Here is a 25,537-nt window from a genome sequence, read left to right as displayed (position 1 = left end):
CTAGTCGCCGGATATCACATTTAGGGAAGATGAATGTAAAAGTCTGAGAAAAAACACTGTGGGAAACATAGCAATTTTAAGGAGGATTTGTCTTAATCGAATGAAAATGTTTCAAGACGGTAAAACGTTAAAAAGAAAGAAAATGCTTTGTACATTTGATAATTCATTTAGGTTTAACATATTATTTAGCTAAGGAATTCATGCGTAAGTCATGTACATGGCATTACAGTATATTGACAATTTATATATTTTACCATAATATATTTTTTATTAAAATAAGTAGCAGGAGAGATTGAATATGGCTCGTAAACCCAAATCTGAAATTTTTCATATGAACAAAAATCCTTTTGATGAAAAAGATGAATACTTGGATTTTGATATCATAAATAATGCCAAAAGACTTACAAAGCAACAAGATGGGGATAATGCCTTTTATTATCTTGCTCTTTATTCCTTTATTGAAGGCTATATCAGGCACAAACTGCCCAAAATTTATAGCTTTGATTCAAGAGATCAAAGATGTTTATATGAAATGCTACAAGATCTTATTGATATTTTCTCCTCCACAACAGATGACAACGAGAAAGTCATTAAAAAACAATCCTATGATTATTCTCTTAAATCAATATCTCAAAAAGAATATTATGTTAAAATGACTGATTTATTTTGCTCTTCAACAGAATTAACACCAGAGCTTATTAAAAGCATTAAAGAAAATTTATCTATATTACAAGATTTTGGATGTATCTCCTTTCTTCCAGATTATTTTAAAAAAAAGAAAGAATTATACATAAGCACAGATAGAGTTCGGCATAATTTTTCAAACCAAGCTATTGAAAATTTACAAGTATCAATTTTAGAATTTTATAAATTTGCTGAAAACTTTGGTTTTATGAATGAAGATATAAAAAGTTTGAGAGATAATACTGAAATATTTAAAAATCACATAAATAGGGTTATTCCTGATAAAGATTCAGATTCATACATCTTATTGGATAAAAATAAAACATTAACCGAAGAACTGAATAAAATAAAGCAGAAATATTCTGCATCTGAGCAGTCTTTAAAAGACTTTAAAGAAAAAATTACTGATTTAACCGCTCAACTTGAAAAAAACGAAAATATATTTGAAGATTCAAATATCAATGATGATTACAAAAAATATCTCGATAAACAAGAACAGCTGAGGTTAAATCAAAATTTATTAACACATTATGCAGAATCATGGCGAAACTATCAATTATACATGTCAACACTAACAGAAGATCAAATCAACATTTATAGTGAAATAAGTAATTCTATAAAAAACAATACTAATAAAAACTATCTTATTCAAGGAGGCCCCGGAACCGGAAAAACTATTATTCTTATTCATCTACTGCAAAATTTTATTAATAAAGATATCCTCTTGTTAACCTATACATCTTCTCTGAATAAGTATAATAACCATCTCTCAAAAACGTTAATATTCAATGGGAAGTCGTTATCGGAGCATGAAAAAGAATTAGCATCCGGCAAAATTAAAACATTCGATGAATTTATCAAAAAAAAAGCTGAAAAGATTCTTAAAAAAGAGGTGTTTATTCCTAACCGCCAATTTGATTATGCTGATCAATATAGCAAAAAAATAAAAGAAGTTATAATGACAATTGATAAAACAAATCAAGCTGGACATATCTTTCACCAAGCTTTAGCGGAGGTATGGGGCCTTATACCGTCTGAAGCAGATTATGTAGATCATAGTTATTCTTTAGGTAAAGAAAATACTATAACCGATAATAAGATTCTTGCTGATAGAGAGGTAGTTTGGAGGGCTATTAAAAAATTAGAAGAAAAATTAGATGCTCCGGAAAATAAAGTAATTCCATTGGAATACGCCTGTTATAAACTTTCAAAAATGGATATCAATAATGAAGACAAGATTGATTATCTTTTGATTGATGAAATTCAAGATTTAACTGTGGCAAAAATCAAAGCAATTTCAAAATTGACCCGTAAAAATTATATTATGACCGGAGACCTAGCCCAGTCTGTATTTATTCGGAAAGGATTAACATGGCATGAAATCGATGCATTAATAAACAAAAAAAAGGCAACATTGATAAAACCTCTAACTAAGAACTTTAGAAGTACCATTGCAATACAAAATTTAGCAAATCTCTTTCTACTAAAAGAAAATTTTCTTATAAAAGATGAAGATGTCGTTTCTGAAGGTTTTATGCCGGGGCCGACACCTGACTATTCTATTTTTAAGAATGAGACCGATACATTGAATAAAATTAAAGATAGAATTAAAATTCTAAAAGAAGAACTATTTTTTGAAAATAAAGATTTTTGTATAGTAGCTTCATCAAAAAAAGAATTGGAAGCAATAAAAAATACATTGGGCAGCGAACTTCCGTCAAAAGAAATGGAAGACAAAACTTACGATTTTGCAAAAGATGATGTAATAAAATTAAGTACAGTCAAATATGTAAAAGGCATAGATTGTCCTGTAGTTATTCTGTTTCTTTCTCAAAGTTTCATTAATCGGCGGCAAAATGGAAATTTAGATTCAAATAGTCAAATGAATGGAATTTATGCCTGTATAACTAGAGCAATGAATATTTTAAGTGTTTTTATTAGTAATAATGATGACTTTCTTTCTAACAAGCCCGATTGCAGTATCAACAGGTTCCTTCAAGTATTAGAACAAGACGGAATAAACTATGCTTTATAATTAAATCTCACCTTCTCATAAAGTCTGCTTAATTTTTTAGAGATAGCAGCCTTTGTCAAATCTCCATGTATTTGCCCTATTTGTGATTGAGTTGGCAGCTTATATGAGGGATCGGAAAAATATTCTGCCAATATGTTAATATTAAAACAAGAATATTGTTTTAATATAGCGTAATATTCTTTATCAATAATCCTTAACCTTGAACTTGCTTCCATCGAAACATTTCTGAACATTCTAAAAAGGATATCGACAGTAATAGCATCCGATAATACACAATCTTTATTATATGATTTTTCCCACTCATCTTGTATCACATTCAATAATTCAATAAAGTCTTCTTGTTTTTCAATCAATTCTTCTGCTGTTGGAATTGCTGAAGCAATGGTATCTGCTGCTGTTTTACAGTCTCCCTTTTCAGAAAAAATTTGATTATCAAGAGAAACTTTTTTATGTAATGCCATCGGTAAAAGTATTTTAAAATTTTCATCTGAAATATTCAGCTTAATCTTTATCTGCTGCATTAAGATTTGCTGATTCTTAATAATTTTTGAAAAGTGCTCATATTCTTTCTTAATTTTACGGATAAGTTCTATTTTTTCACGGGGAATCATCATAGCATTATCATCTTCAACATCTCTCTGTGCCTTTAAGTATTTTAATTTTCTATTTATAGAGCTTGTTACATATCTAGCAAAATTATTCTCTCCTCCGGCAGTTTTCTCAATACCGGATTCATTATTCACAACACTATTCTTACTAAATGTTTTTAAACAAGCAAGTGTAATTTCAAAAATTTCAAAAGAATACTCTTTATTTTCTTTTTTCTTTGTGTGTCCGTTGGTTTCATCTAACACTGCATGATAATTATCATCTAAATAGAAAATGCAGCAAACCTCTTTGATAATCTTATCTCTTAAAGTTTGCAATGCAATTTCTACATTGTTTTGATTTAATAGTAAATAATACTCTCCATAAAAGTTATTGATTTTTTCAAAGTGATTAACAGCTTGTTTATTCATTTCTTAATCCTGGAAAAGGGCTTTTACTGCCTTAACTGCTTTTTCGCTGCCGGAACACTCAATTATATTAGTGATACTATTCAGCATATATAACGGAGTTATATCATAAATCATCTCTGTTCCCGGAATTACTTCTGAACTACCGGGTTTGAAGATGACCTTTGAGTATACAATATTTCCGATTGTACAGTGAAAAAATTTTTCTGCAAATTGAAGTACACTGAATATAAGAAGAACTGGTGTTTTTGGACCGAATGTTATATCTACATACAATTCGGCATCCTCCTCCAATTCATCAAGTAAACTTTCATACAAATATCTGAAATTTGTTTTTGATTCATCAAAAGGTCTTGTAATTACTGCCTCACTAATATTTGCACCAACTTTATTAAAATAATTCAATTCTTCTATAAATATATTTATATTCTTTTTAACACAGTCATTGTCATGCGTTGTACCTATTAAAATAACCTTGACATCATCATCTTTTTCTAGATTATTTGCCAAAGCGGAATTGACGGCATAATAGACAGGCTCATCTACCTGAATGAGGGCATTACCGTCTACAGGGTATAATCTTTTTACCAGTCTATCATCTGTTGGAATTGTTGAAATAACAATCTTTTTCATATCTTTTTTCTCCTATAAGTATTTTAATAATGCTTATGATGTGATGCCCAAATTCTAAAATCATTGATGTCGTTTCTTGCTGCGGCAATACAAAGCCCAACGATAGCCGCATCATCTAATAAGCCGACTCCCGGAATTACATCTGGAATAATATCAACGGGCGAGAACACATACACAAGAGTTAGAATGATCATTCCAATTGTTTTAAATGGAATTTCTCTATAATCCTTTTTTGTCCAGGCTTTTGCCATTGCACACATAGTTTTAATATCATCAAAAAACTGTGATAAAGGACCATGAGAACTTTTACTTAAAATATCAACCGTATTATTAATAACAGTTGAAGTATCATTATTGCTAAACCTACCCTGTTTGATGGAATTAAACATTCCATTTATTTTTGCTTCATCAGCTTTTGTGAAAAATCCCATAGATCTTCCTCCTATTTGATATTAGGCAATACTCAGCATTGCCATATACCTATATAAAGGAACACAAAATATAAAAGGTTGACGAAAAATAAAAATTTTACTCAACCAGAATCATAGCTCTATGAGCAACACCTGTTTTCTTAAAGACATATCCTTCAAGCAGCACTTCAGTTACGGTTCCATCAGATTTTTGATTTTTTATAAGCTGCTCGTTACTATTATATCTTGAACCGATTATAGGATTAATTAGTTCATAAGGGGCATCCGTATATCCTTCATTATATGTTTCAAACAGTATAAGGAATAATTTACGAAGTTCTTGCAAATCCTCATTGTCATCATTTACAATTTTTCGTTTTGTTTGCTCCCAGATACCTTCAATTCTAGCCCATTGCATACTATTAGAAATAAATCCTAAAAAAGTATCTGTTTCAAAAACAGCTTTTAAATTATTTCTTGTGCGTTCTTTAAAAGATATAAAAATTTTATATGCCTTCTCCAATTTATCTATCTTTAAAGAATTATAATAAACAAGAATCTCCTTAACCGTATGCAGTTCTGATTCGGCTTCTGATTTTTGCTCTATAAGTTTTCTTTTTTCATCAATCAAATGTGTATTTTCTAAACGAGAAATAGAAAGCTGCTCTCTCAGATCATCATTTTCAGAGTTTACCCTACTAAGCTCTTTCTGTAATGTTTCATATTTTCTGTCATTTTCAGTAGCAAAATTCTTGTAGTCTTCGGCAGCAGCTGATAATTTCTCAATTTTTAAATCTTTTTGATCGATAGTGGCCGTGTAGCTATTAATCAAAGTCTCTTTATCAATAACTTGCCTTTTTAATGTCTCTAGTTTTTGATTTAACTCAATTATGGCTTGGTCTAATTTCAGTTTTTCTAGTCTTAGATGATTATTTGTTGCTTGAGACATTTCATATTTTTTATCATTTTCAACAGCTAAATTCTTGTATTTTTCCACAGCAGCTGATAATTCCTCAATTTTTGAATCCCATTGAGTAAGCCGTTCTTGTAATCTTGAGCTTTCTGCGATGAGCTGCTTATTTTCTTCTTGAGCTTTCTCAACTATATTAATATATTTTATGACAGAAGCTGATAATTCTTCAATTTTTGAATCCTGTTGAGTAAGGCGTTCTTCTAATCTTGCCTTTTCTGAGATGAGTTGCTTATTCTCCTTCTGAGTTTTCTCAACTATACTCTTGCATTCCTTGACAAAATTTGATAGTTCTTCAATTTTTAAATCTTTCCGGGTAATAACTTCTGTATATTTATTAACCAAGGAAGTATTCTTTTTTATCTCTATTTCTTCTTCCATATCTAACCTCATCTTTAATCAAATTTTATAGTCTGACGTTTTTCAATAATTTTTTTATAAGCATCTTCTTCCGATTTAGCTAATACATATTCGATTTCTTTTGAGCTGCTCGCACGTATCCAAATAGATTCACCTTTTTCTGTTTGTGGGAAATTTAAAGTTTTTAACTTTGTCCCTTCAGCTTCAAGCCCAGCCTCACTTAGACACTGAGGATCTGTAGTATAACGGATAATATAGGCTTTTTTGTTTTCGTTTACATTGATTATTGAATACAATTTTCCTATCTCAGGTTTGCCCTTAAATTCAGCATCTTTGAAAGGAAACGGATCAAATATCTTTATTCCTATGTCAATTTTTTCTTTGCCCAAATAGAATATAAATTTATCAACATCAGTATTATCGCGTTCAACTTTTATATTTCCGCCAACCAAATCTATAAGACCAAATGCGACACCTGTTTTCCCTGTAGGTTTTTGCTTTTCATTTTTATATATTTTCAACTTCCTTTCAATTTTCTCTTGCGGTAGTTGTTGCTCATTCAACAATTCTTTCATTTCATCAAACACATTATCTGAATCCAGCGGGGAATAAATCTTAAATACAGGCTCAATATTATATTGAGTTTTAAATTTAAGTAAAGCCGTCTCTATCTTCTTTTCCATAACTTTACGTAAAATCGGAGAACGGCTTGAATTTCCTGCTAAAAAAATATTTACCCGTTTCTTACCATCCACAGATGAAGTATCTTTTTTAAAAAAAGTATATTCAAGTTGACTAAAGAAACTATCAACACCTCCGGTAATTTTTGTCTCTAAATATTCATAAATTTTTTTCTTTGAATAAGTAAATGGCACCCTCGGTGTACCGTGCTGAGTTTCTCCATCCTTGATATTCTCACTTGAAAGGGTTAGAGAAAAAATTTATTACATCAGGATCTTTATCCTCCTCCGGTAAGATATCTTTATAATCTCTTTTAATATTTTCTATTTTTAAATAGGCATTGATTGGTGATTCCGTACCGTCTTTTACTCCATCGAGGATTTTTTCTAAATTAGTTTCGACTTCAGATAAATTCGCATACTGAATACCCTCTTTTAATGTATTTATAATATGTTCAATATCTGTTACAGAATAACTTGGCTTTCCATCATTTATAAGTTCGGAAAAATATTCTGCTCCATTTTCCCAATACTTACGCATTTCCTCTGCCATTTCACGCATATTTTTTTTTGCAGGCTGTTGATCGGAAAGATAGTGCGTCGGTACACCTTCCGTCTCTTGTTCAGGAATACCATAGTTAAATCTACAATCATAACCCTGCTTCTCTTTAATCTCATCAAGCTTTTTAAGATTATCGCTATCTGAAAAAACTTTAAAAGACAATCCTTCAAGGAGATTTTCTCCGCCTAAATATTTATTACCATCAATGGCCTTATTTTCGATAACATAGTTAAAATTTTCCTGATCAACTTTCAAAGGTTTTTTCCAATATCCATAGGCAAAGTCAGAAGTTCCGCCTCCAAAATCAAAAATAGCATAATTTACAGGCTTATCGTCATCAGGTTCAAATCCGAAAGTTTGTAGTGCACGGGCTGCATAAGCTTCCGGTTCGCTTACGTCCATATACACTTTTAATTCATGTCTACCATCCTTGAAGACACTTGACGGAATAGATTTTTTTAATCCGCGCTCAAAACTATCATGAATATTCTTTTTAGTGTTCTTATCATACGCAGCAGGAAAAGACATATAATAGTTAAGATAAATACCATAGCCTTTCTGTCTATTATTTATATAAAGACCTATGAAATAGGCATAGACCTCAATAGGATTAAATTCCTCAGAGTCAAGTAAATCCGTTAAAGATTTTAAAGTTATTAAATTACTGTCATTTATCGGTTTAATAACTGTATTTTTTTTATCATTTGCAGCCCATTGTTTTATTTGATATAAAATAGAACTTACCTCTTCTTCCTTGAGCGACTTACCAGCAAAAATATTATAGACGGCATGAGATACCCACAAATCGTCCCATTTTGTATTGGGTCTTCCCTCACGAGCCCTATATGCCTCCATAAACTTATCAAGACTGAAAATCTTCATCAGTGTTGGGTTTTCATATTTATCACCCTTACCTATACTCATTTGAATAGGAATACCATTCTGGTTACGTCTTACTACTACAGTGCTGCTGGTGCCAAAGTCTATAGCAATTATACCATCTTCTACGACATCGGCATTTGGATCACGTGCAGTTATTTTTAATCCATCAGGAATAGCAAATCCATATTTTGGTTCTTTATCGGTCCAAAAATTCCATAAACCCGAATCGCTATCCGTTCCCGTGATAAGTGCTTCAGGATATTTATCCATGCCGCATCTTACTGTTTCACAATTTAATAAATAATCTGTAATTTTTTTTGAATCAATAGGCAACTCCAATCCCATTTGTTCAAGTAAATAAGGGTATATCTCATCTTTGTACTTAGTAAAATCAAAATTTGCTAAATTTCTAGAATCAAAAACAAATGTATTTTCTTTAAAAGAAAGATGATCTGAAAATGATGAAATTAAACTAAATTTTTCAGAAAGTCCGTTTGTATTTGAAAATATTACAGGTTCAAGATTATGCTTTAATAATGAGAGTAATAACTCTTCTCTCGATTTTGTATCTTCTAATATGGATATAAACACGGGATAAGCTGTTTTAGCAGCTTCTTCTGTCCAATCTGTTTTTTCCCATTTAGAGTTCGTATACACCCAGACTGTTTTTCCGGTCTTGTCACCGACAAAATCAAACCTCTTTTCCTGAGAATAATTATCCCTATATGCCCTATATATAGTACTTATCTGTGAAGCGGTCGGTTCTATAATGCCGGCTCCTTGTAAAAAAGGCTCTATATATTTATCTAATGAGTCATCTTTAGTAATTTTTGGATTTTTTCTCTTAAACAAAAAATAATTTTGCTCATTAAAACAGCAAATAAGATTTGTATCTTTAATCTCAAAATGATTACTATGTTGTAACAATAACTCTTTCATCTGATGTAAATCAGATAATATTTTACTTTCTAAAGCTTTAGTAACTTCTTTTTCATCAAAAGGAATCTTGTCAACAAAACGTACAATACTTTCATTCATATTATTTCTCCTCATTTGATTTTACTAATCTGAAACCGATTGTCGGATCTTTTTCAAACAAATCGACATTTTTTACATTTTTGGAACTTAAAAGCCGTATCTCTTCTTCAGTACTATTATAGGCTCCGCCGCAACACTTATGACTATTTTCAATTTCACTCCAACACCATTCCCATATATTACCGCTCATATCATATAAACCTAACTGATTAGGTTTTTTTCTATCATCACCAACATTATGTGTTGAAGTAGGACTATCACCTTGCCACCAAGCAACCTTTTGAATGTTGTTAGAACCGGAATATTTGTAAGGCGGTATATCCTCACCTCCATTAGCAGCTAATAGCCATTCCTCCCGTGTTGGAAGCCTATAACCGTTTGCATTCAAATCCATTTCCCAGCCGTCATCTTTTAAAATATAAACAAGCTGTAAGTGCTGATGTTCACTCAGTTTATTACAAAATTTAATAGCATCTTCCCAAGTTACGTTTTCTACAGGACGTTTATCCTCCTCTCCATCTTTAAAATAGGATGGATTATTATCCATAATTTCTCTATATAATTTCTGGACAACAGGGTATTTAGCTATTTGAAATGGTTCTATACTTCCTTTTCCTCTTACGGAAATCATATCAAACGAAGAAATCATTTTAGGTTTGGGATTATTATTTTTGCTACTTGGGTCGTATACATCAGCCGGATCAGGTTTATTTCTTTTCGGGACAGCATTTTCCGGCTCAAGAGGGCTTTCATATTCTTCTTTACTATCTATTACAATTTTTTCAGATGCAGATGTAGTTGATTGTAATGCAAAAATCTCTTTTTCGGTACGAGAACCCTGAAGCTGCCATTGCCATCTCCTGTTTATTGTATTTGGAACAAAATATGCATATATGGGATTACCATTGGAATCAGTAAAGCCTAATTTCATATAGGCATAGGTCTTTTTTTCAACAAAATTATTCTGATTTGCCTTATACAAATCGTTAAATAAATTTCTTAGTTTCGTATTTGAAACATATTCCCCAAAATCAGCTTTATCAACTTTGTTCACATCTGAATAGGCAATATCCATAAAAACTTTCATAATATAAACACTCCTTTACTTTGCAATTCCATCTAATTTCTGCAATTTATCAATAACAGACTCAGCCTGAGTACGTATCTTAAATTCAACACGTCTATCTTTTCCATTTTCTCCCGGTATCGAAAAAGAATAACCGATTCCGGCAATCCTTTTCCTTATCCAGCTGATTGCTTCCTCATCACCTATTTTTTGATATGGTATGAAAGTATGTTCCAAACAATATGTTAGGACAGATTTTGTTCTGTTCATGGAAATTTCCATACCTCTATTATAATCATTTACTGATCCGTCTATTTTTTTAGTATGCCCTTCTATTCGCAATTCCAGAATATCATCACAAAAATCATTACTCCCAATTATTTTAATAAGCCGGCCGAAGAAATCCGTTAAAACATCTTCAAAATCAAAGGTTAATTTCCAATCATTGCCTTTAAACATAAATGAATCATCGGTAAATCTAATCCTAATAGCACCGTCAACTTGTACAATATCTGCACTCCATCTTTTTAAATCTTTTGCAAATTCTTTTTCCAAGGCTTTATACAAATATTCCTGTTTATTCTTGTATTGAGTTGCAAGTTCATTCTTTTGTTGATATTCTCTTTTTTGCTGATTCAATTTATATACTGTTACAGCCAAAAACAAAAGGAAGATGCAGCATAATGCAGACATTAGGTCGCTAACAGAAAGATCATAAGAATTGCCTAAAAAATTCCCCTTTATTCTCCTCGATCTCATTCTTCATTTTCCTTCTTTGATGTAACCAGTGCTAATATATTGGTTATCTTTGAAGATAACTTTGCAAAATTATCATTTAATAATTTACCAAGATTTATGTATTCCTCTTTCCTTCTTTCCATTGATTTTGTTACGGTATCTAGCTTTGATACAAGTCCATCAATATTACCTTCTCTTATTTTTGAAGATTCACAGTATAAATTCTCAATCTTATCCATAGTTGTATTATATGTAGTCTGCAGTTGGTTTGTAGTCTTAGTAAATTCCTTCAATATATTCCTAATCTTTTCAGGAAGTTCTTCCATTCCATTCATAGATTCGGAAACCTTATTTACATAAATAGCAGCTTGGGATAAATTCTCAACAATAGCTTCCATTTTTATAGGAATATCTTCAAATACCTTTCTCACCGAAGCAGATAAATCTTTATCTGCTTCTTTTATACTGTTTGAAGCACTCATAAGGACTTCTCCTATTCCGGAGTAATCTGTCGTAAGCGCTGATAATTTTTCTGAAATACAGTCAATATTTTTAACGGTATCATCAACTGAAACAGTAAAACCTCTAAAACAATCCAATAGCTGATTTTTTGTATCTTCTATAACGGATTCTATGCTTTCAGTTGACGAATCAATAAAAGATTCAAAACTTGACTTCATTGTTTCTGAAATTCCTGCAAACGATTCTTTTGTTTCATAAAGCATTTCTTTGTTATTTTGTATATTCTCTTTAGCAATATCGGAAAGAGTTTCCTTTATGTCTTTATTGACATCTTCCATCAATAAATTAAATATCTTTTTCGTCTCTTGCATAACTTCCGAAATATTTGCCTTAAAGTGTTCAGATGAATCGGTAAGAAGGTTCTGAAATTGTATCGGTAAATCTTTGACTGAATTCATAGAATAATACATTATCTCACTTGCAGAATTAAAGTGCTTTTCCGTCTCCAGCATAACCTCTGAAAGATGTTTCTTAAAGTGTTCAGATGAATCTGTAAGCAGGTTTTGAAGTTGTATCGGTAAATCTTTAACCGAGTCCATAGAAGACAATATTGTTCCGCTTGCAGTATCAAACCTATCGGCAAAATTCTTAAACAAAGAGGTTATCTTATCTTCAATAGAATTAACAGCATAATCAATCATCTCCTGATTATTCTTTTTAGCGGTTTCTATGCTTTCACGCAATTCTTTATTCACTATTTGAATAGTTTCAGGTGTTTTTTCAAGTTCATTAGAAATACTCATCAAAATATTTGCAGTTTTATTCAACTCATTTGTAAAGTTTTCTCTTCCTTGCAAGATGACAGCAGAAACTTTCTCTGTCATGTCAGAATTGCTTATCACGATTGATTCCTTCGTTTCAAAGACCACATGTCCAAGAGCTCTCATACATTCTTCATCACTAATGTAAAAAGAATCATCGAGTTCATCACTTAAAAATTTACATCTATCATTTAGAAGTTGAAGTATAGGATTCGCTATTAAAAAATTATACACAATGGAAGAAAATAGACCAAAAATAGATGTATTAAGGGCAACTTTCAATCCGGCAACAATTACATCTAATTGATCTTGATTTTGGATATCTATTCCGCCGGATAAAGACTGTGAAAACCCCATAAAGGTGCCCAATATACCTAATCCGACAAAAGCTCCTGAAACAATTTTTAACAAGCTTATTGAAGGAAGCTTTGTACCGGCATAAGAAACAATTTCTTCGGCATTAAAATATAAATCGGCATTTGCCCGTGTTTTATCCTTAAAATGTATATATTCGGTAGTTGTAGAATGTATAAAAGTCTTAAAATATGCTATCCAAATATGTGCTAGATATTTTTTTGAAGTAAAAATTTTTTCATAACCGGCAATTATGTTGCCGTAGTCATCATAAGAAGTTTTTTTGATATCTTGCATCTTATTTATAATTTTTTTAAGAACCATCGAAATTCCAAGCAGCTGTAAAGGTAAAATAATAGCTATAAAAATAAAAAATAAGACAAAAATAGGATAAATATCATTCCTATCAAATTGATTTACATTGATATTTTCAACTTGGAAAATATTAAATATTAAACCTATAAAGCCGATAAGTATAAATCCTATTAGCATTATGGTAACTTTTATAACGGAACCGGAAAATTTATTATATTCTTTCATTTTACCAAACCTTTTATCCGATAATTTTAAACAAAAACAACAATTTTGTCTATACATTTCTCCTGTAATTTACATTTGAATAGGGCCTTGCATAGACCAATATCTAGACATCATATTGTGTAAGTCAGATAAATATTTTTCCATTAATTTTTGTGCATTATCGATATCCTTAAAGTTATGATTTCTTGCAATTACAATCATATCATTTTCAATGTTTCTAAAATAATCATAAAAACTTGTCATCATCCCTATAGTAAAGCATTTTTTTAACCATCTATATTCATATAGTACCTTGTAATAATAATATCTATTCAATTCAGATGTAATAAATGGACTAAATAACTCATCTATATATTTCTGGTTTATAGTATTTATTGAGTTATTTATATCTTTCTCAATTATAGCTTCCATAGTTATATAAAGTTGGGAGATGTAACGGTTGAGCTTATCGGAACAGTTCATTAATGTAATCTCATTCTTAATATCAGTAAGATTAAGGTATGCTTTATCCCATTGTACAATAAAGTTTTGGTTGAAATTCAACTTTGAAAGTCTTAACATTTCGCCAAAGTCATAAACCGCATTTATATACTTAAATCGGCTTTCACCCTTATCCAAATATGGTTTCAGGATGGGATAAATTGCAGAATAATTATTTTTTTTCCAATGCTGACCGACCGTATTTTCAGCCAATTGTCTTCTTATCTGTTTAGCTTCAATAGAATCATCATAAGAAATAATTCCAGCCAAACTAATATCATCACCGCTTCCTTTTTCACTTAATTTTGGCAGATATTCTTTTATTTCATTTTCAGTCTTTAAATCCCCATCTTCATTATACATGAATTGAAGTTGGTCATAAAATTTTTTAATAAAGGACTCGTCTTGAAAACTATCTGCAACACCATCTGTAGAACAAAATACTGAATCCGGTATTTTTTCAAGATATTCAATTTCGGGAAAACAAAATTCTTTGTCGGCATTATCATCACAAAGGGATGTTGTTGTATTTAAGAAACATTTTGGATCATCTTTTATCGGCTTTACAAATACTCCATCGAAAGAAGCAAATAAATCACTATCACCTATCTTGAAGGCATACCATTTCAAAGAATTTTTTAGCTGAAAATATACAACTGTGGTACACCCATATATAGATTTTAAGCTCAATGTACAAAAATCATCAAGAATTGTATTTATTTCTGATTTTTCTTCATTTTCAACTGAAAGATTTTGACATAAACCTAAATAATGATCTGCAAGTTTTTTTCCTTTTTCTAAATCTTTTTCGTATTTTTCAGCTGCTTCATAATCACTTTTTTTTAATTCATTAATTTGTTCAGATAAATCTTCCTTTTTTGTATTACCAATATCTTCGAGTATTTTATACATCCAACGGCGCACAAAAGACTTACTAAGATTTTTGTTGATTTTTGAGTAATTTTTCTTTTGCAGTTCAGCATCAATTTTATCAATGCTTTCAGAAAGAAGTTCTATGGCTGTTTGAATGGATAACTCTGCACCTTTTTCACTTCTAAAATGCGGAGCACTGCCATGTCCATCTGCAACACAGATTAATGAAAATCCTGCTTTATGGGGACACATTTCAACCGGCAACATAACATGAGAAACAAAAGAACTATTATTCTTTACAAATAATGATATGTCTTTTTTTTCTATCATTTGAGAGGGCTCAAAATTACCGGAAAAAGCCCTATCTTGACAAGGGAATTTTTTACCAAAATTTTCAAGATCAGCTTCTTTCTTTATATGACCGGCTCCCTGAAATGAATATGCGAATGCGGTCTGTTTCATGTTATCCTCCATAAAGCTTTATAGTAAATTGATTACAGATTTTGACTACCAATCTTCATCAGTTTCAGAATCTATATCCTGTATTTCATCTCTGACTGTTTCCGCTACAGCTTCTTGTGCTGCAACTGCATCATCTTCAGCATCTCCGGCCTTTTTACTTCCAACAGTTGAAGAAGTTACGGAGACGACATGGATAAGTTTTTTAAGCAAGCTTTTATCCTTGAGATAAATTGCCGACTCATTACTTCCTGTAAAATCAGAAAGAACATCCATGTTTGCATCGTCTACACCAAGAGCAATTTTAATACTTTTCTTAAACCAATTATTCTGCTGAAGTTTTCTTAAACCTGCTTTATAATCATCTGTCGGTTCACCATCAGATATTATAATTATTACGGGAGCTTTTACTCCGGAAGGGTCTTGCAAAAAAGAATCTCTATCAAGTTTTGAATTTAATTCTATGAATGCTTCACCCATATCTGTTACACCGCCTGCTTGGAGATCATTCCAATGATAAGAATCAAGTTCAACCGGTTGAGCTGTTTCCCAGTTTGTCCCGCTCGAAAAACTCATAACTGCAAGCTTAATGCTGGCATCAGCATTGTTATTAGATATATCCTTAATATCAGGAATAACTTCCCGCATTGCATCATTTACAGCAGCGATATTTCTTCCATCCATACTTCCTGAAGTATCAATAAGAAAAAACATAATCATAGTTTTACGTGCTACACCTTCAACATTGTCTAATACACCCATATCTTACTCCTTACTTTGGTTGTATAATGGTACCTTAAGAGATAAATCCTTCACCTTTGGTACCGAATTTAATTGTATTGTTTCTCACAATAGTGATGACACTATTGTGAGTATAACTAAACTCCTTTCCTCCGGGAGTTTTCCTATACCAGGTTGTCTTAGAAATATTCTTCAATCCCCAGATCCCGGGTTTCTTAGGATTTTCTATTACTTCTCCGACTACCTGATTTAAGTTTTCTATCGTCATTTCCTCTGCATCATCGATTTCATAGTTATAAATTTTTTGAGTCGGCTGCAAAGGAATAATAGCTTTTCCTATTACAAGGGACATCGGCCGCTCAATGTTGACACCGCAATTCATACATTTGTACATTTCTTTTTTCATATTAAAAAAAGTTTGTTCTTTGCATTTCGGACACGTTACAATAGATTGACGAAGTTTCCTAAACATTTGAAGCCATTCTTTTTCAATTATTCTATCACCTCTTCCAACTCCTGTATTTCGCATAAGATTCTTATCAAATGCTTTTATAAATTCTTTTTGAACAAAACCAGGAAAAACATTCCAAAGCATCAAAACATTTTTATGGATTTGCGGTTTCGGGCGATTAGAATCGTCTTTAGGATCAAAAACAAATAAAGATTTGTCACAGAAAAGATTGTATTCATTGTTAGGTTTATCGCAATTATCCCGCTTACCTTCTAGAGGATGCCCTCTAAAGAACAAGAGAAAAAGAATTATAGCAAGAGAAAAACGGTCGCTATATGTATCCGGTAAATGCTCTGAACTTACAACTTCAGGAGCCATATATCTCGGCTTTCCAAGAATACCAAGATTTATACCGTTCGGAGCTATATTATCATTATCGCAGATACGAATATTTCCTGTATTTGGATCAATAAAAAAGTTACCGTCATTCAAATCCTGATAACTATATCCTTGGTTATGAAGTAATTTAAAACTTGCGGTAATTTGAGTTCCCGCATTGACTATTGCCTTCATATTTTTAAAGCGTACATTGTTCAGCAAAAATTGAGATAACGATTTATAATTAGAAGGGCAAAGTTCCATTACATAACCGAAACATCCTTTAGGATTGCGTTCAGTTATAGCTAACGGCCACAAAAATGTATCAGCAGGTACGCCTTTCTTTGCATTTTTTTTAAGATTTTCATAAAAATCATCAGTTGTAGATTTCTTATACCATTTAAGTGCATAATTTTTATTATTGAAGTGAACCTTGTAAACAATACCTTGTCCTCCTTCACCAAGTGCATCTATAACTCTGATTTCCTTTCCATCAATAGTCTTTACAATTTGATTTTTTTTTAGTCTAGTCATAATCACTTCTCCATACTAAAGCAGTATTTTTATTTACCTATTACAAGGACATAAATTAGAGATAAGTTGACAACTCTAAGAAATTATTATCAATATATTCTAAATCAAGGTTAGCCATATTATGACTTATTCTTACAATAAAAATATAAAATAAGATTATTCCAATAACAAGAACATGAAGATTCTATATGATGGCAAATAAAAAAGCATCGATAAAACAAAAACTAGGTCTTTGTATGATTAACGATGATTATCTATTCTCTGTTCTTTAACTTTTGTGATGCGGTTGCCATACGGGGTATGGTAGTATACAATCTCCTCTTTCTATGCTATAATACCCGATAGAGTAAGCTGTGCTGCATGATAAAAAGATTTTGTTTGTACGGGTTTTTAAAAAATTTTGATTTTTCGGAACCCTTTATTATTTTGTTTTATCTTTCGCTTGGATTGAATTTTTTTCAGATAGGAATTTTAACTGCATTTTTAAATGTGCTTATAAACTTGATGGAAATTCCAAGCGGTTCTTGCTCCTCTTTGCGGCTTCCTTGCAGACAGCCTAGGCATCTACAGTATCGGTTTGTTTCTTTCTATTGTATTGTTTGCTACTGCAATATATTAAACCTGTTCGAAAACTTCCGTTTTAGAACAGGTTACATTGAAATGCGATGTTCTAAATCGTGCTATTTGTGCGATTTAGAACTCGCCAGTCTGTTCGAAACCACAGTTATCGAACAGACTAGTCTTCATCATCTGGAACTTCCTAAAATTTTTTGTTATAATATCGGTCATGCAAATAAGCCTAGAAAATATAAAGAATAAAAAAGTAACCGTTATGGGCTTGGGGCTCAACGGCGGCGGGGTTGCGGCTGCCCAGTTTTTTGCCCGGTACGGAGCCGAGGTTACCGTAACCGATTTAAAAACTTCGGAAGAACTGCGGCCCTCAATTGAAAAATTATCCTCCTTTACAAATATAAGATTTGTACTAGGAGAACACAGAATAGAAGATTTTAAAGAGGCCGATCTTGTTATCAAAAACCCCGGAGTAAAACTTGAAGGAAATATTTTTTTGGAAACCGCAAAACAAATAGAATCGGATCTTTCCGTTTTTCTCGCTCTTTCAAAGGCTCCGGTTTTGGCGGTAACCGGAAGCAAGGGAAAGTCTTCAACGGTAAGCGCCCTTTATTACGGGCTTAAAAAATTAGGGTACAATGCTTTTTTGGGCGGGAACATTACGGTCAGCCCCTTAAGTTTTTTTTGAAGAAACCTCGCAGGATACGCCCGTGGTGCTTGAGCTTTCCAGCTGGCAGCTTGCCGATTTAAAAACCAAGGAGCTTCTTAAACCAAAGGCTGCGATTATTACGCCCATAATGCCCGATCACTTAAATTGGTACGGCACAATGGAAAAATATGTTGCCGACAAAAAAATCATCTATGAAAATATGGATGAAGCGGATTATCTAATCTGCAACTTTGATGACGGCTGGGGTAAAATTTTTGCAGAAGAAACAAGGGCAAATGTTTTTTGGTACAGCGAGAAAAATTTGCCTGAAGAATGCGGCGGCGTTTTTTTTAATAACCGGCAAGAAGGAGTTTGCAATTTAAATAATGAAGAAAGGCTATTACTTTCAAAGGATGCAAAAGTTCCCGGGCTTAAACTTAAACAAAATGTCTTGAACGCAGGTCTCGCTCTTTTGCTTTACCAAAAATTTTATCAGGCAGAAAATTTAAAAGAAAAAGGAATCAAAGAGCAATCGGAGATTATCCGTAAATTTATGGACGAGTATTCGGGAATTGAGCATCGCTTGGAATTCTTTTATGAAAAAAACGGAATAAAATTTTATAACGATACAGCGGCAACAATTCCTGAGGCTTCTGCAGCTGCCATAGAAGCTTTTGATAAACCGCCGATCCTAATTTGCGGCGGAACAAATAAAAATTTAAATTTTATTCCGCTTGCCGAAAAAGCAAAGCTGGCCAAAAGCCTCTATCTCCTTGCAGGCTCAGGAACGGATCTTTTAATTCCTCTTCTTAAAGAAAACTCGATTGAATATAGAGGCCCCTTTGACAGTTTGGATTCTCTTTTGCTTTCATTAAAAGAAAATTTAGAAGCGGACGATATTGTAACCCTATCACCGGGAGCGGCCTCCTTCGGTATGTTCAAAAACGAATTCGACCGCGGCAATAAATTTAAAGAAAAGGTAAAAGAAATATTTTGCTGATGCAAATTAAATAGCTCTAATCTCCTTTTCAATTCTATCGATAATGCTGTCCCAAGAATGTTTTTTTATTTCTTCTGCAAGGGGAGAATAAAAATCTTTTTGAGATTTTAGCCTTTCCATTTGAAGCATTATTTTTTCGGCAAGGGCTTCGACAAAGGCGGGTTTATCTTCTTCATAGACCTTGTCCACATCGTAGATTCTTGGAAGTTTTACAAATTCGATAAGGCCGCTTGTGTTGATCTTTTCACCGAGGAGGTTTATTAAACCTTCTATTTCTGTTGTTACGGCAAAAAGACCACAGGCTAAGGCTTCAACGGCAACAAGGCCCAAAGCCTCATAGTACGACGGCAAAATAAAAATATCGTTTTGCTTTAAAATTTTGCACATACAGATTTGAGATGAAGCATTTTCTATTTTTAAGTTTTCGCTGTATCCGGCATTTTTTAAAAGAGCTGCTTTTTGTTCTTCGCTTGCATTTCCGACTAAAGTTAATTCCGTATTTGGATATTTTTTTAAAATAAGCGGAAGTGTTTTTGCAAGTTCAAAAACACCCTTTGAATCGGATATTTTTCCTGCATAGCATAGCCTGAATGTTCCATCAAAGACATGCCTGTTCTTATCGTTAAAAATGTCGGGATTAAAGCCTCCTCCCGCCAATTTAATTTTTTCAAGGTTTGCCGAAAAAATATTTTTCACTTCAGAAATATCCTTAGGGCTTACCGTAAAATATAAATCGAGCTTATCCAAATTTTGTATATATCTTTCTTTTATCCAAGGATTTTGTTTAATCTGCCTTATATCCGTGCCGTGGCTTATGCCGATTATTTTTTTGTCTGGAAATATTTTTTTTACCAAAGAGGTTAAGATAAAAAGATGATGGCTTATAATGACATCAGGATTAAATTCTTCTCTTATGCGGAGAAGATTTTTTTCAAAAACCGAAATCCATTTTTGATACATCTCATCGCTCATTTCGGAATAAACTGTTGAGGTATAGGGCATTATGTCACTCATGCCTGCAATCGGAAAGGGAAGGTCTTCATTAAAAGTTTTTTCTTGCTTATAATCGGATAAAAATTTAACAGGGTATTCTTTTACTCTTCCTTGTAAATTGTCCGGCAAAGATTCATTAAAAGTTTTTTCGGCAAAGGGAAGTTGTGTTCCGTAAAGAACGGCATTTTCATGACCTTTTTTTATCATTCCTTCGACGAGGGTACTAAAGTAAACCCCGCTTCCTGTTTTCATCGGTAATTGCGCAAGACAGTGAAGTATCTTCAATTTAAATTCTCCTTAATATAAGTGATGTAAACTCTTTCATCTTTTTGATAGTTACAGTCATTGTTTAAAACAACGGCTTTTAATTCTTTTTTTTCGTTTTTAAGAAAGAGCTCTATTATTTCGCCTTTAAAGATAATATTTGTAATTTGCACTTCTTCACAATTTTGAGTATCATCTCCTTCAGGTAAGGATTTAAATACCCTTATCTTTTCAGGCCTGATATATGAGTTTTCTATTTTATTGTTTGCACCGATAAAGTCAAGAGCAAATTCATTTGCAGGTTTATTATAAAGAGCTTCGGCTGTTCCTTCCTGAATAATTTCTCCATTGTTCATCAAAATAATTTTGTCGGCAATTTCAAAGGCTTCGCTTTGATCATGGGTAACAAAGATTGTGGTAATATTAAATTCTTTTTGAATTTGTTTTATCTCTTTACGCATATTGATTCTTAATTTTGCATCCAAATTGCTCAAAGGTTCATCCAATAAAAGAAGTTTGGGTTTTATAATCAAACTGCGCGCAAGGGCGACCCTCTGCTGTTCTCCGCCGGAAAGTTCGCTTATATGTTTTTTTTCATAACCCGATAAGCCCATTGTTTTTATCATCTTCATTCCGGCTTCTATACGCTCACTCTTAGTCATTTTTTTAAATTTTAAACCGTAAATAATATTCGATAAAACATTCATGTGAGGAAAAAGTCCGTAAGATTGAAATACTGTAGAAACATTTCGATTTTCAGGCAGTTCATTTGTAATTTCTTTACCGTCAAGAATTATTTTTCCGCTATCCGGTTTTAAAAAGCCTCCTATCGATTTTAGCACCGTGCTTTTTCCGCAGCCGGAAGGACCTAAAAGACAAAGAAGTTTTCCTTTTTCAAGATTGAAGCTGATATTTTTTACTGCATTTTTTTCTTTATATGTTTTTGTTAAATTTTTCAATTCAAGATACATAAAACCTCCGGCATTTTAAATTTATTTTTTCTTTAAAACTAAAAAGTAAATTAAATTTACAATTAAACAAATTATAATTATAAGCAAGGCAATGACAGAACCTATTTCGTAATACCCGCTTTGAATTACATCGAACATAACAAGGGTTAAAACTTTTTGACTCGGATATACCAAAAAAATAATTGAGCCTATTGTTGTCATCGTCGTTGTAAATCCGTTTATAAAAGAAACTCCAAGTGCATTTTTGCTTAACGGAATAACTGCATCGGTAATCTCGTTTATTTTTTTACCGCCTAAATCTCTGATCGAATTTAGAGTGTCGATGTTTATTTCTTCCATTGCCGCATTCCCTATCTTGGTAGAAAATGGGAGCTGTTTAAATAAAATGTTTAAGACAACTATTGCTGCTGTTCCTGTAAGCATTAACGGCTTTGAATTAAATGCCAATAAATAACCGAGTCCAAAAAATGTTCCTGGAATTATATAGGGAAGAGTTGCCGCAAAATCTAATGCCTGCATTATTTTTATTTTTCTTATTTGTTTATAATAAGCAATAAGCAAGCCTGTTATGCTTCCTCCGCCTGCTGCAATAAGACTGTAAACAATGCTTCTTATAACCGTGCTTGTAATATGTGCTCTTGTTTCTAAAATGTTTGAAAAGGTAAAAATCATTTTCCCCTTTTTCATCTTTGTAAATGCAGATAATATAATAGAAGAATATTGAATGCTTATCCACAATAAAAAGAAAACTGCAATTATGCTTATAAGATAAAAAATGATCCCCTGTCTTTTTATTTCAATTTCCGATGAAGCCGTACCGTGCGACGATATGGAAATATTTTTAAAACTTTTTTGATAAAGAATAAAAATAATAATTGCCGGAATTAAAAGAAGAACATTTATTGCGGATGCCTTTCCTAAGTTGCCTTGAGCTATTACTGCAAAATAGCTTTCTGTTGCAAGCACATTAAAAGAGCCGCCTATAATTGCAGGCGTTCCAAAATCAGATAAACTTCTCAAAAAAGTTAAGAGCATAACCGATTTAATTGCCGGAAAAAGAAAGGGGAGAATTATATCAATAATCAAACGGTTTGTATTTGCTCCAAGATTGCGAGCACTATCTAATTGAGATCTGTCCAAATTATTTAAAAATCCGATTAAGATTAAAGCCGCTAACGAAAAATTGCTCAATGACTGCATGAGCACGATGCCAATAATTCCATAATGGCTTTTTGAAATTCCTAAAAGATAATAAGAAACAAGACCCCTTCTTCCAAAGAGGTTTATATAACTTAGGGCAGTTACAAAGGGCGGACTTATCATCGTTACGGCCAAAATCAAGAATATAAGGCCTTTTACTTTTTTAGGCATCAGATACGAAAATAAGGCCGTGGTTATTCCTGCAATTGCAGTTAGGATTGTCGTATAAAAGCCAACCGATAAAGAATTTTTTAATAAGTGAAGATTATTTTTAAAAACATCTTCAAAAAGCTCAAAACTAAGATTTCCGTTTATAACAAGGCTTTGTTTAAATACATAAAAAAAAGGCAGGGCTATAAATATAAAAATACCTAAAATTAAGCTTAGTATGAGGATATAGTCTATAATTCTGTTGTAATTGTTTTTCATCTGCTGCTGTTTCATTAAATTGAATTATAATTGTATATTATTTTTAATAAATTTACTAGTATATGATATAGAATAAATTTTAAGTGATTGATATAAGAAAACCGTTTTACTCTGACTTGACAGATTTTAGTTTTTGAATTAACATAAATGTATGCTTAGGCGATTTTTAGCTTATTTTCAATTTTATTTTTCTCAAAATTTAAATTTACTTATTAAAAATTCGGAGAAAAATGTTAGCTTAGCATTACCCCCCCCCATTTTATCTATTAACTCCAATATCTCTCTTGGGTAAATTTTTATATTATTGGCATTCTCATAAAAATAAATTGCAAGAAGTACAAAAGAAATTTAAGGAGTATTTTTATTTATTAATAAATACTCATGTAAAAAATTTGGCTAAAACATGCTTGATTGACCAGTCTGCTCGCAGATGGGTAACGGAACCAGTCAACATTTTTTTAGATAAAAATCAAATTGCAAGAATAGTTTGCAAGAAGGAAGGATTGAGATGAAACAAAAAAAATTGGTTTCAATGGTTGGTATAATTGTTATTCTAATATTTTCTACAATTTTATTTTCCGGTTGTGTATCATTTTTAAGAGATTCACTTTTTGGAAAAGAAGATAAATCTATAAACTGGGAAATGATAGAATTGGAGAAAGCTCCGGCTATGAATAAGATTGAAAAATTAGGTGTAACATCTAAAGAAAGAATGTCGGTATTTAGATATGCAGAAAGAGCTCATGCAGAAGATAAAAAATGGTATAGGATTACAGCTCCGGAAAAACCGGGAGTAGAGTATTATGTATATAAAATAATGACTGCTAATGGAGCTGCCTGGGAAGTGTATAAGAAAAAATAATAATTAAAATCAAGGCTTTTGAAAGACGTTCCTGATTTTAAAAGCCTTATGATCAGATTAAACATAGGATTAAAATAATGAGCAATGCAGATATTATTATGAATTTTTTAAAAAAACAGGCTTGTGTTTGTGATGATTGTTTATCGGAAAGGTGTAAGATTTTTCCGAGACAGCAGGTAAACAGTATAACCAGAATGTTGTCGGTACAAAACAAAGTAGAAAAACAGAAAGGTACTTGTGTATTTTGTTCAAAAGATAAATTGGTATCTAAAATAATGTAAAATATATATATTATTAATTTTTGCACTGATTGACCATCAACATAATTTTGATCAATCAGTGCTATATTTTTTTAAACTCCGTCTCTACATTTTCGGTCTTAGCGAAGCAAACTTGTATAAGATTCTTTGTCTTTCTTTTCCGAAGGTACTTAAATCTTCCTTTATAAGCTTATCTTTCGGTAAGCCTAATGAAAGCCCTTTAACGCCGGGTTTTACGATTTGGGCGGAATCTTTTCCGTCAAGTCTTGCGATAATTTCTTGAGCTTCTTTTGTAAGCATAAAATCAATAAAGGCCTTTGCTATGTCTAGGTTGGGGCCGCCCTTAAAGATAGCGGTTCCTTCCGGGACCCACGGAATTCCGTCTTCGGGATATACTACGATTAGGTTTTTATCGTCAGCAAGTTTGAAAGCTTTTTCATCAGCAGGAATAATACCTACGGCAAATTCGCCTTGAGCGGTTTTTTCTTGAGGGTCCTTTCCTCTCTTACCTAAAAAGGGAATATTTGCATTTAATTTTTCAAAATATGTCCAACCATTTTCTTCACCGAAAAGATCTAGTAAGCCCTTGACTGCAGCATAATTTGTACCGGAGATTGCAGGGTCGCTCATTATAACCTCTCCCTTGTATTTTGGATCTGCGAGCTCAGCCCAAGTTTTTGGCATGGGAAGATTTTTTTCGGCTAAGACATCTTTATTTCCGATAAAACCTACAACTGTGATGCCTTTTGCAATCCAAGCTCCGTCCGGATCCTTATATTGTGCAGGAATATCTTTAGAGTTGGGAGAAATATAGTTTTCCAAAAGACCTTCAGTCTTTGCTGCCATAAAGGCATCAATACCGCCTCCGAACCAGACATCAGCCATGGATTTTCCCTCGGCTCTTGTTCTTGCCAAAACCTCTCCGCTCGACATTGAAAGAAACTCTACTTTTACATTTGTCTTTGCAGTAAATGCATCAAAGAGTTGCTTGTATGTACTTGTTGCAACTACATTCAATGTTCTGCCCGAAAAATCTTTTGATTCTTTCTCGGAAGAACCGGCTGCAAATACAAGGGTGCTTGCGAGCAATAAAAATACTACAGCAAAAATAATTTTTTTCATTTTGCCCTCCAAAATTATAATTAGATATTTCAAGATACTATTATATCTAA

18 protein-coding genes and 1 pseudogene are annotated in these 25,537 nt (G+C 32.3%); 3 read left to right on the top strand and 16 right to left on the bottom strand.

Annotation, left to right across the window (positions count from 1 at the left end; translation table 11 throughout):
* Nucleotides 1–298 precede the first annotated feature (298 nt).
* Nucleotides 299–2,719, top strand: a complete 2,421-nt coding sequence (locus E4O00_RS13070; RefSeq protein ID WP_253677787.1) for a UvrD-helicase domain-containing protein — start codon at nt 299–301, stop codon at nt 2,717–2,719.
* Here E4O00_RS13070 and E4O00_RS13065 read toward each other — a convergent pair.
* The 12 genes from E4O00_RS13065 to E4O00_RS13010 form a co-directional block, all read right to left on the bottom strand.
* Entirely contained in the window at nt 2,707–3,738 is a 1,032-nt protein-coding gene (locus E4O00_RS13065; RefSeq protein WP_253677786.1) for a hypothetical protein, read from the bottom strand. The genes E4O00_RS13070 and E4O00_RS13065 overlap by 13 nt on opposite strands.
* A 3-nt stretch (nt 3,739–3,741) precedes the next feature.
* Nucleotides 3,742–4,368 carry a TM1812 family CRISPR-associated protein gene (locus tag E4O00_RS13060; RefSeq protein ID WP_253677785.1) on the bottom strand — a complete coding sequence of 209 codons (627 nt, stop codon included), beginning with the start codon at nt 4,366–4,368 and terminating at the stop codon, nt 3,742–3,744.
* 23 nt (nt 4,369–4,391) lie between these two features.
* Nucleotides 4,392–4,799 carry a YkvA family protein gene (locus E4O00_RS13055; protein WP_253677784.1) on the bottom strand — a complete coding sequence of 136 codons (408 nt, stop codon included), beginning with the start codon at nt 4,797–4,799 and terminating at the stop codon, nt 4,392–4,394.
* Nucleotides 4,800–4,896: 97 nt separating this feature from the next.
* Nucleotides 4,897–6,129: a coiled-coil domain-containing protein gene (locus E4O00_RS13050; RefSeq protein WP_253677783.1), complete on the bottom strand. Its 1,233-nt coding sequence runs from the start codon at nt 6,127–6,129 to the stop codon at nt 4,897–4,899.
* A gap of 14 nt (nt 6,130–6,143) precedes the next feature.
* A complete protein-coding gene (locus E4O00_RS13045; RefSeq protein WP_253677782.1) occupies nt 6,144–6,983 on the bottom strand; it encodes a hypothetical protein in 840 nt (279 codons plus the stop codon).
* A gap of 40 nt (nt 6,984–7,023) precedes the next feature.
* The gene (locus E4O00_RS13040; protein ID WP_253677781.1) at nt 7,024–9,270 is read right to left on the bottom strand and encodes an acetate and sugar kinases/Hsc70/actin family protein; all 2,247 of its coding nucleotides are present in this window, start codon (nt 9,268–9,270) and stop codon (nt 7,024–7,026) included.
* Nucleotide 9,271: 1 nt separating this feature from the next.
* A complete protein-coding gene (locus E4O00_RS13035; protein WP_253677780.1) occupies nt 9,272–10,357 on the bottom strand; it encodes an SUMF1/EgtB/PvdO family nonheme iron enzyme in 1,086 nt (361 codons plus the stop codon).
* Between the two features lie 15 nt (nt 10,358–10,372).
* Complete coding sequence (locus tag E4O00_RS13030) at nt 10,373–11,029, bottom strand: OmpA family protein (protein WP_253677779.1); 657 nt, start codon at nt 11,027–11,029, stop codon at nt 10,373–10,375.
* A gap of 62 nt (nt 11,030–11,091) precedes the next feature.
* Complete coding sequence (locus E4O00_RS13025) at nt 11,092–13,251, bottom strand: MotA/TolQ/ExbB proton channel family protein (RefSeq protein WP_253677778.1); 2,160 nt, start codon at nt 13,249–13,251, stop codon at nt 11,092–11,094.
* A gap of 69 nt (nt 13,252–13,320) precedes the next feature.
* Nucleotides 13,321–15,066 (bottom strand): protein phosphatase 2C domain-containing protein, encoded by a 1,746-nt coding sequence (locus E4O00_RS13020; protein WP_253677777.1) that lies wholly within the window; start codon nt 15,064–15,066, stop codon nt 13,321–13,323.
* Between the two features lie 45 nt (nt 15,067–15,111).
* On the bottom strand, nt 15,112–15,825 hold the full coding sequence (locus E4O00_RS13015) for a vWA domain-containing protein (RefSeq protein WP_253677776.1): 714 nt from the start codon (nt 15,823–15,825) through the stop codon (nt 15,112–15,114).
* Between the two features lie 34 nt (nt 15,826–15,859).
* A complete protein-coding gene (locus E4O00_RS13010; RefSeq protein ID WP_253677775.1) occupies nt 15,860–17,167 on the bottom strand; it encodes a serine/threonine protein kinase in 1,308 nt (435 codons plus the stop codon).
* Between the two features lie 787 nt (nt 17,168–17,954).
* On the opposite strand from E4O00_RS13010, the pseudogene murD reads away from it, so the two are divergent.
* A pseudogene (gene murD / locus E4O00_RS13005) lies at nt 17,955–19,386 on the top strand (UDP-N-acetylmuramoyl-L-alanine--D-glutamate ligase).
* A gap of 6 nt (nt 19,387–19,392) precedes the next feature.
* On the opposite strand, the gene E4O00_RS13000 reads toward murD, so the two are convergent.
* Genes E4O00_RS13000 through E4O00_RS12990 form a run of 3 tightly spaced genes read right to left on the bottom strand, consistent with a single transcriptional unit; the run spans nt 19,393 to nt 23,258 of the window.
* Nucleotides 19,393–20,664 carry a glycosyltransferase family 4 protein gene (locus E4O00_RS13000; protein WP_253677774.1) on the bottom strand — a complete coding sequence of 424 codons (1,272 nt, stop codon included), beginning with the start codon at nt 20,662–20,664 and terminating at the stop codon, nt 19,393–19,395.
* Nucleotides 20,661–21,614, bottom strand: coding sequence for an ABC transporter ATP-binding protein (locus E4O00_RS12995; protein WP_253677773.1), 954 nt, complete (start codon nt 21,612–21,614; stop codon nt 20,661–20,663). Before E4O00_RS12995 ends, E4O00_RS13000 begins: the two co-directional genes overlap by 4 nt.
* A 21-nt stretch (nt 21,615–21,635) precedes the next feature.
* The gene (locus E4O00_RS12990; protein WP_371922697.1) at nt 21,636–23,258 is read right to left on the bottom strand and encodes an ABC transporter permease; all 1,623 of its coding nucleotides are present in this window, start codon (nt 23,256–23,258) and stop codon (nt 21,636–21,638) included.
* Between the two features lie 493 nt (nt 23,259–23,751).
* Between E4O00_RS12990 and E4O00_RS12985 the strand changes: the two genes are divergently transcribed.
* Nucleotides 23,752–24,105, top strand: coding sequence for a glycosyltransferase (locus tag E4O00_RS12985; RefSeq protein WP_253677771.1), 354 nt, complete (start codon nt 23,752–23,754; stop codon nt 24,103–24,105).
* Between the two features lie 365 nt (nt 24,106–24,470).
* Here the strand turns inward: E4O00_RS12985 and E4O00_RS12980 are convergent, their stop codons facing one another.
* Nucleotides 24,471–25,487 carry an ABC transporter substrate-binding protein gene (locus tag E4O00_RS12980; RefSeq protein WP_253677770.1) on the bottom strand — a complete coding sequence of 339 codons (1,017 nt, stop codon included), beginning with the start codon at nt 25,485–25,487 and terminating at the stop codon, nt 24,471–24,473.
* Nucleotides 25,488–25,537: the final 50 nt, after the last annotated feature.

This window comes from Treponema sp. OMZ 788, assembly GCF_024181245.1.
Lineage (GTDB): Bacteria > Spirochaetota > Spirochaetia > Treponematales > Treponemataceae > Treponema_B.
Note: the sequence above shows the minus strand (reverse complement) of the source record. Positions and strands in the feature narration are given on the sequence as shown.